Annotated in this window: 15 protein-coding genes; 7 read left to right on the top strand and 8 right to left on the bottom strand. The window is 69.5% G+C overall.

Annotation, left to right across the window (positions count from 1 at the left end):
* Window positions 1-45: 45 nt before the first annotated feature.
* The gene (gene zapE / locus CRP45_RS28415; protein WP_097247773.1) at window positions 46-1074 is read right to left on the bottom strand and encodes a cell division protein ZapE; all 1029 of its coding nucleotides are present in this window, start codon (window positions 1072-1074) and stop codon (window positions 46-48) included.
* 80 nt (window positions 1075-1154) lie between these two features.
* Between zapE and CRP45_RS28410 the strand changes: the two genes are divergently transcribed.
* On the top strand, window positions 1155-1733 hold the full coding sequence (locus CRP45_RS28410; protein ID WP_097247895.1) for a TetR/AcrR family transcriptional regulator: 579 nt from the start codon (window positions 1155-1157) through the stop codon (window positions 1731-1733).
* Window positions 1734-2572: 839 nt separating this feature from the next.
* Here the strand turns inward: CRP45_RS28410 and CRP45_RS28405 are convergent.
* Window positions 2573-3010: an NUDIX hydrolase gene (locus tag CRP45_RS28405; RefSeq protein ID WP_067790148.1), complete on the bottom strand. Its 438-nt coding sequence runs from the start codon at window positions 3008-3010 to the stop codon at window positions 2573-2575.
* Window positions 3011-3211: 201 nt separating this feature from the next.
* On the opposite strand from CRP45_RS28405, the gene CRP45_RS28400 reads away from it, so the two are divergent.
* On the top strand, window positions 3212-3973 hold the full coding sequence (locus CRP45_RS28400; RefSeq protein ID WP_245910526.1) for an alpha/beta fold hydrolase: 762 nt from the start codon (window positions 3212-3214) through the stop codon (window positions 3971-3973).
* A 447-nt stretch (window positions 3974-4420) separates the two neighbouring features.
* On the opposite strand, the gene CRP45_RS28395 is transcribed toward CRP45_RS28400, so the two are convergent.
* The 6 genes from CRP45_RS28395 to CRP45_RS28370 all read right to left on the bottom strand — a co-directional run bounded on the left by CRP45_RS28395 (window position 4421) and on the right by CRP45_RS28370 (window position 11472).
* Window positions 4421-5599 carry a lipid-transfer protein gene (locus tag CRP45_RS28395; RefSeq protein WP_097247772.1) on the bottom strand — a complete coding sequence of 393 codons (1179 nt, stop codon included), beginning with the start codon at window positions 5597-5599 and terminating at the stop codon, window positions 4421-4423.
* Entirely contained in the window at window positions 5592-5984 is a 393-nt protein-coding gene (locus tag CRP45_RS28390; RefSeq protein WP_067790143.1) for a MaoC family dehydratase, read from the bottom strand. Before CRP45_RS28390 ends, CRP45_RS28395 begins: the two co-directional genes overlap by 8 nt.
* A gap of 131 nt (window positions 5985-6115) precedes the next feature.
* On the bottom strand, window positions 6116-7054 hold the full coding sequence (locus CRP45_RS28385) for a bifunctional MaoC family dehydratase N-terminal/OB-fold nucleic acid binding domain-containing protein (protein WP_097247771.1): 939 nt from the start codon (window positions 7052-7054) through the stop codon (window positions 6116-6118).
* A gap of 16 nt (window positions 7055-7070) precedes the next feature.
* The gene (locus CRP45_RS28380) at window positions 7071-8231 is read right to left on the bottom strand and encodes an acyl-CoA dehydrogenase family protein (protein WP_097247770.1); all 1161 of its coding nucleotides are present in this window, start codon (window positions 8229-8231) and stop codon (window positions 7071-7073) included.
* A complete protein-coding gene (locus CRP45_RS28375) occupies window positions 8216-9280 on the bottom strand; it encodes an acyl-CoA dehydrogenase family protein (protein ID WP_097247769.1) in 1065 nt (354 codons plus the stop codon). Before CRP45_RS28375 ends, CRP45_RS28380 begins: the two co-directional genes overlap by 16 nt.
* A gap of 23 nt (window positions 9281-9303) precedes the next feature.
* Window positions 9304-11472, bottom strand: coding sequence for an acyl-CoA dehydrogenase family protein (locus tag CRP45_RS28370; RefSeq protein ID WP_097247768.1), 2169 nt, complete (start codon window positions 11470-11472; stop codon window positions 9304-9306).
* Between the two features lie 147 nt (window positions 11473-11619).
* On the opposite strand from CRP45_RS28370, the gene kstR reads away from it, so the two are divergent.
* The 5 genes from kstR to CRP45_RS28345 all read left to right on the top strand — a co-directional run bounded on the left by kstR (window position 11620) and on the right by CRP45_RS28345 (window position 18100).
* Entirely contained in the window at window positions 11620-12270 is a 651-nt protein-coding gene (gene kstR, locus CRP45_RS28365; RefSeq protein WP_067790127.1) for a cholesterol catabolism transcriptional regulator KstR, read from the top strand.
* 392 nt (window positions 12271-12662) lie between these two features.
* Window positions 12663-15233 (top strand): trehalose-phosphatase, encoded by a 2571-nt coding sequence (otsB, locus tag CRP45_RS28360; RefSeq protein ID WP_067790124.1) that lies wholly within the window; start codon window positions 12663-12665, stop codon window positions 15231-15233.
* 238 nt (window positions 15234-15471) lie between these two features.
* A complete protein-coding gene (locus CRP45_RS28355; RefSeq protein ID WP_097247767.1) occupies window positions 15472-16302 on the top strand; it encodes a metal ABC transporter solute-binding protein, Zn/Mn family in 831 nt (276 codons plus the stop codon).
* A 26-nt stretch (window positions 16303-16328) separates the two neighbouring features.
* Window positions 16329-17234 (top strand): metal ABC transporter ATP-binding protein, encoded by a 906-nt coding sequence (locus tag CRP45_RS28350; protein ID WP_097247893.1) that lies wholly within the window; start codon window positions 16329-16331, stop codon window positions 17232-17234.
* A complete protein-coding gene (locus tag CRP45_RS28345; RefSeq protein ID WP_067790118.1) occupies window positions 17231-18100 on the top strand; it encodes a metal ABC transporter permease in 870 nt (289 codons plus the stop codon). Before CRP45_RS28350 ends, CRP45_RS28345 begins: the two co-directional genes overlap by 4 nt.
* Window positions 18101-18269 lie beyond the last annotated feature (169 nt).

The following is an 18269-nucleotide window of genomic DNA, read 5'->3' as shown; positions in this document are numbered from 1 at the left end:
TCGGGCCGCCGGCGAGTCGCCGCAGGTAGGACCGGAAAAGTGCGGCTACCCAGCCGCCGCGGTCACCGCTTGTGAGATCTCACAGAGGCGGCTCGCGGTGCGCGAAATGTCCGGAACGCCGACCACGCCGTCGACCAGCTCGGCCAGGGGCGCCGCGGCGCAGAGCGTGAGCTCGAGGTCCGCGTCGTAGAGCACGTCGACCAGGTTCACCAGACGCATCGCCCAGTCCGGCGGGACCTCGCGCAGCCGGGGAACGTCCCGGATCGTCCAGCGACGGAAGCGGCGGGTCAGGCCGACGTAGTCGGCGGCGGAGGTCGGGGTGCCGCAGAGCGCGGAGAAGTCGAAGGTGATCGCGTCGCCGTCGACGGCGCGGGCGCGGAGTGTGCGGTCGCCGATCGGGACCGGGAGCTCGTCTTCGGCGGGGACCTTGGGACCGGCAGCGGTGACAGTGCGGGCGGGGCTAGCGGCGGGGGCGGGCGGCGTCCCTACTTCGCTCTGGGTCGGCACGCAGCAGACCAGATAGCGGCCCGCTGCGAAACCCCTTGTGGCGTCGCGGTTGGGCAGTGTGCGGTAGTCGGTGGGTCCGTCTACCGAGAGCACGTCCAAGTGTTCGACGATGCGGGCGATGGTCGGCAGGAACCGGGCGTGGAACAGCGGGTTCGGCAGGAGTTGGGTGGGCGGGTAGTTCGAGGTGAGCACGAGCGCGATGCGGCGGGCGAAGAGGGCATCCAGCATGCGGGCGACGAGCATGGCGTCGCCGATGTCGTGAACGTGGAACTCGTCGAAGCAGACCAGGCGCGCGGTGCCGAGCAGACGCTCGATGGCGGTGTCGATCGAGCCGGTTTCGTGTGCGGCGCTGTGCAATTCGGCGAAGAACCAGTGGAAGTGATAGCGCTTCGCGCGGTCGGCGTCGGCGGTGGCGAGGAAACGGTCCATCAGCATGGTCTTGCCGCGGCCTGGCCGACCGTGCAGGTAGACGCCCCGCGCACCTTTGATCGGGCGGCCGCGCCGGTCCACGAGGCGAGCCAGCCGGTCGGCCGCCGCGCGCTGATCCCGGTCGAGTTCGATCGTCATCCCAGCCTCCTCGCTCTACAGATGTAGAGTCCTCTACAGTTGTAGAGCATGGCGCGGGATGCGGACTAGGGGAGGTGATGATGTCCACAACCGACCGCCGCACCCTGATCGTCGACGCAGCCATCGAACTGATCGCCCGGCGCGGCCTGCGCGCGCTGACGCACCGCGCGCTGGACACCGAGCTGGCACTGCCGCCCGGATCGTCCTCCTATTACTTCCGCACCAAACGCGCGCTGATCGAGGCGATCGCCGACCGGATATCCGCCCGTTCCCGAAGCGATTTCGTCGCGGCGAAGTTCGACGCACCCGAGACGACCGACCTGCCCTCCATCGCCAACGGCATCGCGGTCTGGTTGGACCGGCTGCTCCTCGAACGCCGCGACCACCTGATCGCCCGGCACGCACTGATCATCGACCTGATCGGCGACCCGGAACTGCACCCCCGGCTCGCCAACAGCCTCTTCTCGGTCGAACGCGCCCGAGAACTGTTCCGCGCCAACGGCTTCCCCGACCCGGACACCGCCGCCGCCGACTTCGTCGCCATCCTCGAGGGCGCGGTCTTCGACCGCTTCGCAGGCAGCCGCAGCGCCCTCCCCGCGGGCACACCCGCCAGCATCACCCAGCTGACGACACTCCTGTCCGCCTACCTCCGCCGCTGACAAGCAGAGCCACCGCACGGGTCCGCCGATCTGCCATGCCACGCCGAAGATGTTGGTACCACACACCTTTCATACGCTTCACATAGGCACCGGCTATGTGAAGCGTATGGAAGATATGTGGCAGCAGTGCACAGCCGCGCCAGAACTTGGCCACAGAGTTTCGCACGCTTCACATAGGCGCCGGCTATGTGAACCGTGCGGAAGACATGTGGCAGCGGCGCACGGCCGCACTGGACGCGGACACTGGCCATGTGAGGCGTGCGGAAGCTGTATGGGCAGCAATGCACCGCCGCGACGGACCCGCGCCACACACCTTTCGCACGCTTCACATAGGCACCGGCTATGTGAAGCGTGCGGAAGATATGTGGCAGCAATGCACTGCCGCGCCGGCCCCTTCGCCACAAGCCTTTCGCACGCGTCACATAGGTACTGGCTATGTGAGGCGTACGGAAGCTCTGTGGCAGCGGTGCACGGCCGCGCTGGGCGCGGGCACCGACTGCGTGAGGCGTGCAGAAGGCATGTGGCAGCGGCGCACGGCGGCGGTGGACGCGGGCACCCGCTATGTGAGGCGTGCGGAAGATATGTGGCAGCAATGCACTGCCGCGCCGGACCCTTCGCCACAAGCCTTTCGCACGCGTCACATAGGCACTGGCTATGTGAGGCGTACGGAAGCTCTGTGGCAGCGGTGCACGGCCGCGGTGGGCGCGGGCGCCGAACTATGTGGGGGGGTGTGGCAGTGGTGCACAGCCGCATTGGGCGCGCGCGCCGGCGTGCAGAAGGCATGTGGGCGGGAGGGGCTTTGAGCCGCAGTACTAGACCGGGGCATGCCCGGGCACGGGCTAGACGGGCCAGCCGCGTTGGGAGTAGGTGGCGCCGGTGAAGTAGGCGCGGATGCCTGCGGCGGGGTATTCGATGAGGTCGCTTGGCAATGCCGTCAAGGCGAACCAGGCCAGTTCGTAGCACTTGTCGGGCTCGCGGTTGACCGGTTCGCCTGACCAATTCACGGCCTCGAAGAAGAGCCCGAGGCGGGCTTCGCGGCCCGATCCGACGACGTGCGCGGTGTGGATGTGGCGGAGGTCGGCCGGGTCGACGACCACGCCGATCTCCTCCATCGCCTCGCGGGCCGCGCCCGCCGTGGCCGACTCGCCCGCTTCCAGCTTTCCCGCGGGCAGGTGCCAGCGTCCGTCGAATTCGTCGTCGCTGCGCCGCCTGCTCAGCAGCACCTCGCCGCCGCGGACGAGCAGGATGTGGACATCGACAAGGTGCCGGTCGGTCATGAGGCTCCTCCCGTCGCGGCGACATTGCCGCTCCAAACTACGCGCGGCGATCGGCGCTCGACACCGAACTCGATCGCCGCGGCGAACAAGGCTCGACTGATTGACAGCGAACGCTGTCTGTCCGCAGACTTCGCGGATGGTCGCGCACCGAAGGACTGTGTCGGCCGCTGTCCGGAGTCCTCGATGCCGTCGGAGAAGTTCGTGAGCAAAGATCCCCTACTGCTGTTGCACGGCGTGACGATGTCCGCCGCCGCATGGGACGAAGTCGTTCCGCTGCTCGCCGACGAGTTCGATCTCATCGTGCCGACCGCCGCCGGGCACCGCGGCGGTCCGCAAGCCGAGGGCGCGGCGACGATCGAGCATCTCGTCGATGTCACCGAACGACTGCTCGACGAACGCGGCGTGCGCACAGTGCACATCGCCGGAAACTCGCTTGGCGGATGGATGGGCATCGAGCTCGCCCGCCGTGGCCGCGCGCGCTCGGTCTGCGCACTGTCCCCGGCGGGATTCTGGACAACCGGCACCGCCGACGAAACCGCGCCCACCGGCAAGCTCCGCCGCACGAAACGCTTGGCGGACGTCGCGCACCGGATCGCGCCGCTGCCGGTGCGTTCGGCTGTCGTCCGCAAACTGCTCTTCAATGATGTCGCGGTACACGGCGATCGCCTGACCGCGGCTCGAGCGCTCGCTGCGATACAGGATCTCGTCGACTGCCCCGCCGCCTACGAGATCCTGCGCAGCACCGAAAGCGTCGCGCCCATGCCCACACTGCCGTGCCCCATCACTCTCGCCTGGTCGGCGAAGGACCGCATCTTCCCGCCGTCGGTGAACGGAGCTGTCGCACGGCGCCGTATCCCCGACGCGCGGTATGTGGAACTTCCCGCCGTCGGACATGTCCCGATGATCGATGACCCGGCCTTGTGCGCGGCGACCATCCGCGCGGCCATCGGCAGCACCGAATAGAAGGCACCGCCTGCCGAGCGAACGCAGCTGATGGACGCGGCCGCCCGGCACCGGGCTCGATATTTCGGCAGGCACCAACCTCGCACACCGGCCGGTGTGGCCGCCGACTCGAATGGCCCGACCCAGCCGGTGCGGTCCCGCTCCGCGTCGATCACCTCGTCTCGCGGTCGCCCAGATCGGGTCGGCGGCGGCGCGGGCGATGAGCCGCGCGGCATGTGTGCCGCACTTGGCGTGCCGCGCTCGGCCGACTACCACGTCGCCATGTGGGCAGGGCGATCGTGCGCAGGCGAACGCGCCGACCGAATGGCCTACCCTGCCGTGCGGGCGCCAACCGAATGGCCGACCCAGCCGGTGCGGGCACCAACCAAATGGCCGACCCCAGCCGGTGCGGGTGCCTACCGAATGGCCGACCCGACCGGCGCCCACGTCGAGTGGGCGCACGCGAAATCAGTTGGCGCTCAACACCAGACCCGAGGTCGGCACACCGGTCCCCGCGGTCACCAGAATGTTCCGCAGCGAGTCGACCTGGTTGACCGAGGTGCCGCGAATCTGGCGCACCGCTTCGGCGATGCCGTTCATGCCGTGGATGTACGCCTCGCCGAGCTGGCCGCCGTGCGTGTTGAGCGGCAGCCTGCCGCCCAGTTCGATCGCGCCGTCCTTGACGAAATCCTTCGCCTCACCGCGACCGCAGAACCCGAGCTCCTCGAGCTGCATGAGCACGAACGGGGTGAAGTGGTCGTAGAGGATAGCGGCCTGCATGTCCTGCGGACCCAAACCGCTTTGCGCCCAGAGCTGTTCGCCGACGAGGCCCATCTCCGGAAGGCCGGTCATGGCGTCGCGGTAGTAGCTGGTCATCACGTACTGGTCCGCGCCGGAACCCTGCGCGGCGCCGGTGATCACCGCGGGCTTCTGCGGCAGGTCGCGGGCCCGCTCGACGCTGGTCACCACGATGGCGACGCCGCCGTCGGACTCCTGGCAGCAGTCGAGCAGATGCAGCGGCTCGGCGATCCAGCGCGAATTCTGGTGGTCGTCCAGGGTGATCGGCTTGCCGTAGAAGAAGGCGTCCGGGTTCACCGCGGCGTGCTTGCGATCGGCGACGGCGACTCGGCCGAAATCCTCGCTGGTCGCGCCGTAGACGTGCATGTAGCGGCGCGCCACCATGGCGACCTGCGCGGCGGGCGTGCCGAGCCCGTGCGGATAGGACCAGCCCGCGTCGATGCCCGAGGAGGTCGGCGCGGTGGCCAGCGCCGTGGAGAACTGACCGAACCGCGACACCGAACGCTCGTTGAACGCGCGGTAGGCGACCACCACGTCGGCGACGCCGGTGGCCACCGCCATCGCGGCCTGCTGCACGGTCGCGCAGGCCGCGCCGCCGCCGTAACCGATGTGGCTGAAGAACTTCAGCTGCGGAATCCCCGTGGCGCGCGCGACCGCGGCCTGGGTGTTGGTGTCCATGGTGAAGGTGGTCAGGCCGTCCACGTCGGCGGGCGTGAGGCCCGCGTCGGCGAGCGCGGCGGTCACCGCCTCGGCCGCCAAACGCAGCTCACTGCGGCCGGAGTCCTTGGAGAAATCGGTGGCGCCGATGCCGACGATGGCGGCGCGTCCCGACAGCTTCTGCTCAGTCATTGGTACCCCGCAGCGCGATGACGACTTTCGCCGTGATGTGGTCGCCGAGGCTGTCGCGCCCGACGACGTCGATGTGGATGTCGTCGCCGTCGACCGCGCTCACCGTGCCGGTGAGAGTCAGCGTGTCGCCCGCGTACAGCGGCACCCCGAGGCGCAGCGCGATCGACTTCACGATGGCGCGCGGGCCCGCCCAGTCGGTGACGAAGCGCTGCACCAGGCCGGTGTCGGTGAGGATGTTGACGAAGATGTCCTTCGATCCGCGCGCGACGGCCTTGTCCCTGTCGTGGTGCACGTCCTGGAAATCGCGGGTGGCGAGCGCCGTGCTGATGACGAAGGTCGGGTCGGCGTGCACGACCAGTTCCGGCAGCGTCGTGCCGACCTGCACGGAAGTTGGTTCGGTAGTCGCGGGCCCACCCGTCGCCCGACCACCACCCCTCGAGGAATCGCTTCGCGATGCTGTCGGCCCACCCGTCGCCCGGCCACCACCCCTCGAGGAATCGCTTCGCGATGCTGTCGTCATTTGTTCACCGTCCAATACGGCAGCACGGCCTCGTCTTCGAGCTTCTCGAACTCGACCCGCACCGGCAGGCCCACCTCGACCTCGGCCGGCTCGATGCCGCGCAGTTCACCGAGCATGCGCACGCCTTCCTCCAATTCGACAAGCGCGACCACGAACGGCAGTTCCCGCCCTGGCACTTTCGGCGCGTGATGCACGACGTAGCTGAACACCGTGCCGCGCCCCGAGGCGACCACGTAGTCGGTCGGCTCGGATTTGTCCTTCCACAGCGCGGGGATCGGCGGGTGCCGCAGCGTGCCGTCCGGCAGCTTCTGGATCCGCAACTCGCCGAGTTTCGCGCCCTCCCAGAAGAATTCGGTGTCCAACGAGACGAGCGGCTTGACCCGTTCCCCCGCCGGTTTCGCCGGGGCGGCTGAGGTGCCTGGCGCGAACTTCAGTATGCGGAACAGCATTTCGGTGACGAGCTCGTCGCCAACGCGCCAGGACGTGCGGAAGGTGACGAACCATCCGTCGCCGAGCCCGGTGCGCTTGGGTCCGGTGATGCTCTCCAGCCGACTTGTGACACTCACCTGTTCGCCTGGCACCAGGTAGCGGTGGTAGATCTGCTCGCAGTTGGTGCCGACCACCGAGGTGAATCCCGCCTCGTCGAGCAGTTCGGTGGTGGCCCCCATCGGGTCGTCGGACGGGCGAACACCGTTGAGCCCGAACATGGTCCACACCTGCGCCATGGCGGGCGGCGCGACGATGCCAGGGTGGCCCGCGGCACGGGCGGCGGCCTCGTCGACGTAGATCGGGTTGGTGTCGCCGATGGCCTCGACCCAGTTGTTGATCATCGGCTGGTTCACCGGGTCGCGCGCGAGGCGCGGCGCGCACTCGCCCGCCGCGATGATCTTCTCTGCGGCGGCGACGATCGCTTCCGGCGTTGACGTGTCCGGCACGCGCGGCTCCTTCTTCCTATCGGGGTACTCGCGGCAGGTTCAATCCGGCGGTGGCGACGAGTTCGCGCATGATCTCGTTGACGCCGCCGCCGAAGGTCACCACGAGGTTCTGTTTGGTGCGCCGGTCCAGCCAGGTGAGCAGTTCGGCGGTGGCGGGCTCGGCCGGATCGCCGTGGCGGCCGACGATCTCCTCGGCAAGGCGGCCCGCTTCCTGGAGCGATTCGGTGGAGAAGATCTTGGTGGCCGATGCGTCGGCGATGACCTGCGACTGATCGCCGTCGACTGTCCCCGCGACCTGCCAGTTCAGCAATTCGTTGAGCCGCACCATGGCGTGCATGCGGCCCAGCGAGCGCTGCACATCGGGTTCGACGAGCAGCCCGCGCGGACGCGCCCAGTCGCGCACCCGGTCGTAGAGCTGTTCGATCTTGCCCGACGGACCGAGGCTGACCCGCTCGTGGTTGAGCTGGGTGGTGATCAGCCGCCAGCCCCGGTTCTCCTCGCCGACCAGCATGTCGGCGGGGACCCGGACGTTGTCGAAATAGGTGGCGTTGGTGTGGTGGGCGCCGTCGCAGGTGATGATCGGCGTCCACGAGTAGCCGGGGTCCTTGGTGTCCACGATCAGGATCGTGATGCCGCGATGGCGCGACTCCGCGGTACCGGTGCGGCAGGCCAGCCAGACGTAGTCGGCCTCGTGCGCGCCGGTGGTGAAGATCTTCTGCCCGTTGACGATCCAGTCGCCGGAGGCGTCGCGGACCGCGCTGGTGCGCAGCGACGCCAGATCGGTGCCAGCCTCCGGCTCGGAGTAGCCGATCGCGAAATGGATGTCGCCGGAGAGGATTCCGGGCAGGAACTTCTGCTTCTGCGCGTCGGTGCCGAAGGACTGCAAGGTCGGGCCGACGGTCAGCAGCGTCACCAGCGGCAGCGGCACATCGGCGCGCACCGCCTCGTTGAAGAAGATCTGCTGTTCGACGGGCCCGAAACCCTGCCCGCCGTATTCCTTCGGCCAGCCGACACCGAGCCAGCCGTCGCGGCCCATGCGCTTGACCACGGCGCGGTAGGCGTCACCGTGCCGGTTCACCGCCATCTCGGCCTCCTCTTCGGGAGTGACGAGATCGGCGAAGTACCTGCGGAGTTCGTCGCGCAGCGCGCGCTGCTCGGCGGTCAGATCGATGAACATCTTGCTCCTAGACGATCCAGGCGGAACGACGCGCCGCCGAGCCAGCGGGCGATGTCCTTGGCCTGGGAGTAGTAGCGGTGCATCGGATGGGTCACGTCGACGCCGAGGCCTCCGTGCAGGTGGTGGCACTTCTGCATGGCGGCGGGCAGCTCGGAGGCCACGGTATAGGCGAGTACGTCGAGGTCGTCGTCGACGCGCTCGAGGTGCGCGGAATCGGCGTCGGACAGCGAGAGCGCCCAGTTCGCCGAGACGGCCGCGGCGTGCAGGGTGCGGGACACCACGTACAGATCGGCGATCTGCTGCGCCACCGCCTGGAATTCGGCGAGCGGCCTACCGAACTGCCGCCGTACCCGCAGGTGTTCGGCGGTGAGCACCAGCGCGCCCTTCAGCAGTCCGTCGGCGACCGAGCCGATGCTCGCGACGGCGAGCCGGTGCAGCCGCGCGAGATCACCGGGTAGCAGCTGCTCGGCGGGGATCTCCACGTTGTCCAACAGGACGCTGCCCTCGGGCAGGCCGCCCGAGGTCGGCGACGGCGTGACGGTCAGGCCCGCGGCGTCGCCCTCGACGAGCGCGATACCGGAATCGGTCGGGATCAACAGCCAGCGCGCCTGCTCGGCGTAGGGCACCGCGACCTTGTGCCCGCTGATTCGCACGACGGACCCTTCGGCGACCGCGGTCGTCTTCGGCGTCGCGGCGAAGGGCGCACCGGGCTCGCTGAGCGCCGCGGTGAGCACCGCGCCCTTCGCGATCTCGGGGCAGATGGCCTCGGCCTGCTCGTCCGGCAGGACGGGTAGCAGCGCGAGCAGGGCGAAACCCAAGGTCGGCAGGGCGGGCACGGCGACCGCGTCGACGGCCAGCTCGGTGAGCAGCACCGAGACCTCCGGCAGGCCCATGCCGTCGCCGCCGAAGCGCTCCGGTAGCGCGACCGCGAGCAGTCCCGACTCGACGAGGGTCGGCCACAGCTCCATATCCCGCGCGGATTCGCGCTCCAGCAAGCTCACTACTACTTCGGCGACGGCGTCTTGGCGCTCGTCCCTGGTGAAGTCCACGCTGTTCTCCCAGTCGAGTTTCGTCAGCTGTCCGCGTCGCGCGGCAGCCCGAGAATCCGCTCACCTGCCACGGTGAGCAGGATCTGCTCGGTGCCTCCCGCGATGGAAAGACAGCGGGTGAGCAGGAATTCGGTCACCTCGTCCGACTCCAGCGCACCGTTCGGTCCCGCCGCCTCGACGGCGAACTCCGCGACCGCCTGCCGGTGCCGCACGCCGACCAGCTTGCGCACGCTGCTCTGCGCGCCAGGGTCGGCGCCCGCCAGCATCGCGACCGCGGCACGCTGTTCGAGCAGCAGTCCGGCGATGGCCTCCGCGACGAAGCCGCCGAGCCGGTCGTTGCGCAGCTCCGCGCCTGGTCCGGTGGCGGGCAGCTTGGCGATCAGCTCCTCGAGCACCGGCCCGATTCCGTTGCCGCCCATGGCGACCCGTTCGGTGGACAGCGTGGAACGGGCGATCTTCCAGCCGTTGTTCAGCGCGCCGACCAGGCAGTCGTCGGGGACGAAGACGTCGTCGAGGAACACCTCGCTGAACCGCGCCTCGCCGGTGATCTGCACCAGCGGGCGGATCTCCACACCCTTGCTTCGCATGTCGACGAGGAAGTAGGAGATGCCGCGGTGCTTGGGCGCCTCGGCGTCGGTGCGCGCCAGGCAGATGCCCCAGTTCGCCTTGTCGCCCAACGAAGTCCAGACCTTCTGGCCGTTCAGCACCCAGCCGCCCTCGACCCGCTTGGCGGTGGTGCGCAACGCGGCGAGATCGGAACCCGCGCCTGGCTCGCTGAACAGCTGGCACCACACCACCTCCCCGCGCAGGGTCGGCCAGGCGAACCGGTCGATCTGCTCGGGAGTGCCGTGCTGCAACAGGGTCGGGATCGCCCACCCGCCGATGGCCAGGTCGGGTGCGGCCACGCCCGCGCGGCGCAGCTCCTCGGAGATCACCAACCCGGTCATCGGGTCGGCGCCGCGGCCGTAGGGCGCGGGCCAGTGCGGCATGGCGAGGCCCGCGTCGACCAGTGCGTCGCGCTGCCGGTCCACCGGCAGTGCGGCGATCGCGGCCACCTCGGCGGCCAGGTCGTTGGTCGCCGCGCCGTCCACGTCGACGCCCTCGGCGGCGAAGACCCGGTCCGCGCCGGTGGTCCTGCGCAATCCGGCACGAGTCAGTTCGGTGACCCTGGCCCGCCAGCGCGCCGAGCCGCCGAGCAGCTGGCGCAGCGCCGTCGCCCTGCGCAGGTAGAAGTGGGCGTCGTGTTCCCAGGTGAAGCCGATGCCGCCGAGCACCTGGATGCAGTCCTTGGCCGTCTCCACCGCGGCGTCCAGCGAGATGGCCGCGGCGATGGCGGCCGCGATCGGCAGTTCGGCGCCGCCCTCGTCGACGGCGGCGGCGGCGTCCAGCGCGACCGAGCGGATCAGCTCGGTGCGGCACAGCATCCAGGCGCAGATGTGCTTGACCGCCTGGAAGGAACCGATCTTGCGACCGAATTGCTCACGCACCTTGGCGTATTCGACCGCGGTCTCCAGACACCAGCCCGCGACGCCGGCAAGCTCGGCGGCAACGAGCGCGACGAGCAGGTCTTCGACCCGGTGCGGGGAGGCGAACACCCGCTCGGCGGGCACCGCGACATCGGTGCAGTGCACACGGGCCAGCGGCGTGCTCGGGTCGGCCGAGGTCAGCTCGTCGACGCGCAGACCGGCGGCGCCCGGCGGCACCAGGCACCAGCGCTGCCCGTCCGGGCTGGTCACCGGAAGTAGCACGGCGGTGCCGGAAGCGGCCCCGAGCACGAGGTCCCAGACACCGGTGAGCAACACGTCCGAGTCCGCGGCGGGTACGCTCACACCCGTCTCGGACGAAACGTCCGGACCGACAACGACGTCGAGCGCGACACCGCATGGGAGGTCTTCGGCAAGAGCGCCCGCGGTGACCAGGTTGGCAAGGGCGGTGCTGAGCACCGGGCCGCCCACCAGATCGTGCGCGGCCTGCTCCAGCAGGACTGCGAGATCGGCGACCGACCCGCCGTCGCCGCCCGCGTCCTCGGCCACCGCGACACGGAAGATCCCGAGTTCGGCCAGCGCGGGCCAGTACGTGCGCCAGAAGCCGACCGGCTCGGCCCGCATTGTTGCAATCGGCCGGACCGATCCAGCCCAGCCCCGCATCGACTCCTGAACGGCTTTATGCTCGTCAGTGGTGGCGATGGTCACACTCCAACCCGCCTTTCCGGCGTGACTCCCACACCTAGAACATGTTCTAATATCATCGCCGGGCGGAAGTCAAGAGACGGCCAATCCGCATCGGTGAGCACCGCGCGCCAGGCCGCCGTACGACGTTCGAGGAAAGGACCCTTTTCGATGGCCAGCCCCTCCCGATCGCAGCCCGCCGACACGAGCGCTGCCCGCCCAGCGACCGTGACGACGCTCAGCGAGGACGATCTGAGCTCGGCCGCGCAGCGCGAGCGGCGCAAGCGCATCCTGGACGCGACGCTGGCGCTCGCCTCCAAGGGTGGATACGACGCGGTGCAGATGCGCGCCGTCGCGGAGCGCGCTGATGTGGCCGTCGGCACTCTGTACCGGTACTTCCCGTCGAAAGTGCACCTGCTGGTCTCGGCGCTGGCCAGGGAATTCGAGCAGATCGAGGGCAAACGCAAGCCGCTCGCCGGGACGACGCCGCGCGAGCGCATGCACCTGCTGCTCACCCAGATCACCAGGATGATGCAGCGCGACCCACTGCTCACCGAGGCCATGACACGCGCGTTCATGTTCGCCGACGCGTCGGCCGCCGCCGAGGTGGACCGCGTCGGCAAGGTGATGGACCGCGTTTTCGCCCGCGCCATGAACGACGGAGAACCGACCGAACGGCAACTCGCCATTGCCCGCGTCATCAGTGACGTGTGGCTTTCCAATCTGGTGGCGTGGCTCACTCGACGGGCTTCCGCGACGGATGTCACAGATCGTCTCGAACTGACCGTGGATCTCCTCCTCGGAGATCAAGCGGCGAAATAGCCAAAGGCGATTACCGCGCCAACCGAATCGGATCGGGGAGCCCGGTCGACGGGCACACCGCCCGCGACCGGGCTACCGTGGTGTTATGCCGCGCTTGCCACTGCACGCGGAGCAGACCGCGAACCGCCATGTCCGACAAAGCGACTCGCATCCGACTTACCCGCCGGAGCGAATCGGTACGGGCGTGCCGATCCTCGCGATCGCCGCGCGACCCGACTCCGCTCGCGTCCGCGGAAAGTTACTTGCTGGTTACCTGTGCGTTAACTGGGCAAATCCCGATAACCCAGTTGCAATCGTGCGCACGCATACCGGCGCGCTGCGGTGCGATGAATTCAACACAGTATTGTTTTGCCCGCCCCTGAAACAACTCCTCCGATCACTAGGTTGGATGCGTGAGCGCACAGGATCTGCCACAGGAACTTCGACGAGCTTTGTCGACGGTCGCGCGCGAGCCGAGACTCTTGGTCGCGTCGGACTACGACGGGACTTTGGCCCCGATCGTCTCCGACCCCGCCAAGGCGTATCCGCACCGAGAATCGGTGAGCGCGCTACGCGCACTCGCCGGTCTCACCGGAACAACGGCGGCCGTCATCTCCGGCCGCGCGCTGCGCGATCTCGCGGCACTCTCCCGGCTTCCGGTCGAGGTGCAACTGATCGGTAGCCACGGCTCGGAGTTCGACGTCGGCTTCGTGCACGCGATCGACAACGACGCCAGGCAGCTACTGCAAGAAGTACAGACCGCGCTGACGCACATCGCCGCGGGCAATCCCGGCGTCACCGTCGAGATCAAGCCGGCGAGCGTCGCCCTGCACGTGCGCAACGCCAGCCCCGAGATCGGGCGACGGGCGCTGACCTCGGTGCGCCAGGGGCCCGCCTGCTGGGTCGGCGTTCAGGTCACCGAGGGCAAGGCCGTCATCGAGCTGGCCGTCGTCGCCACCGACAAGGGCACCGCGCTGGACACCATCCGCCATCAGGAGGGCGCGACGGCGGCGGTGTTCTTCGGCGACGACGTCACCGACGAGAAGGCCTTCCGCGTGCTCTCCGGTCCGGATGTCGGCATCAAGGTCGGCGAGGGCGACAGCCTGGCCAAGTACCGGGTCGACACCACCGAGCAGGTCGCGTGCGCGCTGGCCTTCCTGTTGGAGGAGCGGCGCACCTGGCTGGCGGGCGCGAGCGCGCCGCGCATCGAGCGGCTGACCATGCTGGCCAGCCCGCGTTCGGTGGCGCTGCTCACCCCGGACGCCACGGTCACCTGGTTCTGCCACCCGGAGCCGGACTCGGCCGCGGTGTTCGCGCACCTGCTCGGCGGACCCCAAGCGGGCCACTTCACGATCGCGCCGGAGCGGCCGGGGCTGCCGCTCTCGCAGCGCTACGTGGACGGCACCATGACCGTCGAAACCCGTTGGGCCAGCTTGCAGGTCGTCGACTACCTGCCGCACGACGTGGCGCCCAACCGCACCGATCTGACCAGGGTGATCACCGGTGTCGCCAAGGCGGTCGTCACCTTCGCGCCGCGACCGGAGTTCGGCCAGGTGCCGGTGACGCTCGAATCCGAGCCGTCCGGTCTGCGGGTGCTCGGCACCAACGATCCGATGGTGCTGCGCTCCCCCGGCGTCCGCTGGACGATCGAGAGCGACGGAACGCACGATGTGGCGCGCGCCGTTGTGGATCCGGCGATCGGTCCGATCGTGCTGGAACTGCGCTGCGGCACACAGGATCTCGCGCCCGCCATGACCGGCGAGCCGGAGCGCCGCAGGGAGGCGCAGCGGTACTGGTCGGAGTGGTCGAGCGCGCTGGAGCTGCCGCCGCTCAAGCCCGACCTCATGAAGCGCTCGGCCCTCACCCTGCGCGGACTGGTGCACGCGCCGTCCGGCTCGATCCTCGCCGCGGCGACCACCTCGCTGCCCGAGGACATCGGCGGCGTGCGCAACTGGGACTACCGCTACTGCTGGCTGCGCGACGCGGCGCTCACCGCGCAGGCGCTGGTCAACCTCGGTTCGCTCACCGAGGCCGACGAGTTCCTCGGCTGGGTGCACCGCGTGCTGGAGACCCTGCCCGGACCGGAGCGGCTGCACCCGCTGTACACGATCTACGGCGAGACGCTGCCGCCCGAGGCCGTCATCGACCAGCTGCCCGGTTACGCCGGGTCGCGGCCGGTGCGCGTCGGCAACGCGGCGAACATGCAGGTGCAGCTCGACGTCTTCGGCCCGATCGTCGACCTGATCGCGACGCTCGCGCACGCACGCGAGCGCAAGGGCATCACCGACCCGGCCCGCGCGCTGCCGGACGCCGACTGGGAGCTGGTGCACGCCATGGTCTCCGCGGTGCAGCGGCGCTGGACCGAGCCGGACCACGGCATCTGGGAGATCCGCGGCAACCCGCGCCACCACGTGTACTCGAAGGTGATGGGCTGGCTGACCGTCGACCGGGCGCTGACGCTGGCGCAGAAGTTCGACCGGGAGATCGACCCGGAATGGCTCGAACTGCGCGAGACCATCGCCGAGGAGGTCAAGACCAAGGGCTGGAACGACGAGGTTCAGTCGTTCACCGCGGCCTACGACGGCACCGATCTGGACGCGGCCACCCTGCACATCGGCCTCAGCGGGCTGATCGACCCCTCCGACCCGCGCTTCGCCGCGACGGTGGTGGCGACCGAGGCCGAGCTGCGCAGCGGTTCGACCGTCTACCGGTACCACCACGACGACGGCCTGCCCGGCGGCGAGGGCGGGTTCCACCTGTGCGCGGCCTGGCTGGTCGAGGCGTACCTGCTGATCGGCAAGCGTTCGGACGCCGAGGCGCTGTTCGCCCAGCTGGTGGACGTGGCCGGGCCGACCGGGCTGCTCAGCGAGGAGTACGACCCGGTGGCCGAGCGGTCGCTTGGCAACCACCCGCAGGCCTACAGCCACCTCGGTCTGCTGCGCTGCGCGCAGTTGCTCGCCCAGCCGGTGGAAGTTCTCGTCTGAGCGGTCGGCCTTCGAGGCCCGCGGACCGAGCGGTTCGCGGGCCTTCGCGTGTCCGGGCCGGATTCGGCAGCGATGTGGCGGTGGCCGGGCGGTGGCCGGGTTGCGGGTTGCTGATAAAGTAAAACGGTAACGGTTTCCATTATGGGTTGGAGCACTCACCCTGCTCTGACCGCATCGCCAGGAGTTTCCCCGCGTGAGTAGTCGCATTGCCCTGAAGTTCGCCGGCGCCGCCGTGGGGATGGCCCTTCTGTTGACCGCCTGCGGCGGCTCCGACGCTTCGGATAAGCCCGAGGTGGTCGCCTCCACCAACGTGTGGGGCACTATCGCCGCCGCCGTCGCGGGACCGGACGCGACCGTGACCTCGCTCATCACCGATCCGGCCGCCGACCCGCACTCGCACGAGACCTCCGCGGTGGAATCGGCGAAGATCAGCGACGCCGACCTGATCGTCTACAACGGTGGCGGCTACGACGAGTTCGTCGAGAAGGCCATCTCCGGCAAGGACAAGCGCACGGTCGACGCCTTCGAGTCCCGGCCCGACAAGGCCGACGAGAACGAGCACGTCTGGTACGACGTGCGCACCGTCGGCGCGGTCGCCGACCAGATCGCCACCGCCCTCGGCGAGATCGACTCGGCGCACGCCGCGGACTACACGGCGCGCGCCGCGACCTTCAAGACGCAGCTGGCCGGAATCACCGCGGCCACCGGCGCGATCGCCGCCGCGCACCCGAAAACTCCTGTGCTGCAGACCGAACCGCTCGCGCACTACCTGCTGCGCGCCGCGGGCGCGGAAGACCGCACCCCGCACGAGTTCCAGGAAGCGATCGAGCAGGAGACCGATCCCGCTCCCGCGGCCGTCGCCGAGACCAGGGATCTGCTGACCGGCAAGCAGGTTCGCGCACTGATCTACAACGTGCAGACCGAGGACAAGATCACCCGAGACCTGCGCGGGCTCGCCGAAAGCAACGGTGTCGCCGTCGTCGAGGTGACCGAAACCCTGCCCGAGGGAATGGATTACATCCAGTGGCAGACCAAGAACACCGAAGCGCTCGCCAAGGCGCTTGGCTGATCGAAGAGCAGTTGGTCGAGATGGTCATGAGCGAGAGAGCCCCGCTTACCGAACACACCGCACAGGAGCGGCGGCGGCGCGCGGACACCGACGGCGCGGCCGCCGTTCGGCTCGACGACGCCCGGCTCTCGTTCGGCGACCGCACCCTCTGGCAGGGCCTCGACCTCGACGTGGCGCCCGGCGAGTTCATCGCCGTGCTCGGGCCCAACGGCTCCGGCAAGACCTCGCTGTTGAAGGTGCTGCTCGGTCAGCTCACGCTGGGTTCCGGGCGGGCGTTCGTCGCCGGTTCGCCAGCGCGCGCGGGCAACCCCGACATCGGCTATGTGCCGCAACAGAAGACGATCGACGCGGGCGTGCAGCTGCGTGGCGTCGACCTGGTCGGTCTCGGCGTGGACGGGCACCGGTGGGGCCTCGGACTGCGCGGGCGGGCCGAACGCAACAGGAAGGTGGCCGCCGCCATCGCGGCCGTCGGCGCGGAGAAGTTCGCGCACGCGCCGCTGGAATCCATGTCCGGCGGCGAACAGCAGCGGCTGCGGGTGGCCCAGGCGCTGGTCGGCGATCCGAAGGTGCTGCTCTGCGACGAACCGCTGCTGAGCTTGGACCTGGCCAACCAGCGGCTGGTCGCCGAGCTCATCGACCGGCGCAGGCGCGGCCACGACACCGCGGTGCTCTTCGTGACCCACGAGATCAATCCGATTCTGCCCCTGGTGGATCGGGTGCTGTACCTGGTGGACGGCAAATTCCGGATCGGCGCGCCCGACGAGGTGATGACCTCCGAGGTGCTCTCCGAGCTGTACCAGACCGAGGTCGACGTGCTACGCGTGCGCGGACGGCTGGTGGTGGTCGGCACCGGTGACACCATGGACGCGCTCGGCGCGGCGGGGGCGCAGCACTGCCACGCCGAGCCCGACACGAGCGGGGTCCGCGCGTGAACGACAAGCTCGCCGACGTGTTCTCGAAGATGTTCGACCTGTCCACAACGGCCGATCTGCTGTCCTACGACTTCGTCCAGCAGGCGGTGCTCGCCGCCGCCCTGCTCGGCCTGCTCGCCGGCGCGATCGGGCCGCTGATCATCAGCAGGCAGATGTCGTTCGCGGTGCACGGCACCAGTGAGCTCTCGCTGACCGGCGCGGCCGCGGCGCTGCTCGCCGGAATCGGTGTCGGACTCGGGGCGATCATCGGGTCGGTGGTGGCCGCGGTGCTCTTCGGCGTGCTCGGAACCCGTGCGCGCGAACGCGATTCCGTGATCGCGGTGGTGCTCTCGTTCGGCCTCGGCCTCTCCGTGCTCTTCCTCTGGCTCGGGCCGGAACGCGCCGGTTCCAAGTTCTCGCTGCTGACCGGCCAGGTGGTCAGCGTCGGCTACAGCGGACTCGCACTGCTCATCACCTGCACGGTGCTGGTGCTCGCGGTGCTCGCGGTGATCTATCGCCCGCTGCTGTTCGCCAGTTCGGACCCGGAAGTCGCGGTCGCGCGCGGTGTTCCGGTGCGCGCGCTGGCGATCGTCTTCGCCGTGCTGCTCGGCATCACTGCGGCCTTCGGCGTCCAGATCGTCGGCGCGCTGCTGGTGCTGGCCCTGCTGATCACCCCGGCCGCGGCGGCGGCCCAGCTCACCGCCAACCCCGCCCGCGCCACGGTGCTCGCGATCGTCTTCGCCGAACTCGCCGCGGTCGGCGGCATCCTGCTGTCGCTGGCCCCCGGCGTCCCGGTCTCGACATTCGTCACGGCGATCTCGTTCGTGATCTACGTGGTGTGCCGGATCGTCGGCAACCGCCGCCGCCAACTCGCGCGCGTCCGCTGAGTCGGCGCCGGTCGGTCGGCCTCAGGCAGGCCGTACATTCGCCGCCGCGATGATCCGCGCACACTGCGGGAGGGCCGCCGACGCCCGAGACCGCACACCACCGGGGCGGTCTCGCGGTCGGGACGCCCCATCCTCACGACCGTTGGCCGACCGCGGTGCAGGCGGGGCT

This window comes from Nocardia amikacinitolerans (genome assembly GCF_900215415.1).
Taxonomy (GTDB): domain Bacteria; phylum Actinomycetota; class Actinomycetes; order Mycobacteriales; family Mycobacteriaceae; genus Nocardia; species Nocardia amikacinitolerans.
This window is presented reverse-complemented; position numbering and strand designations above follow the sequence as displayed.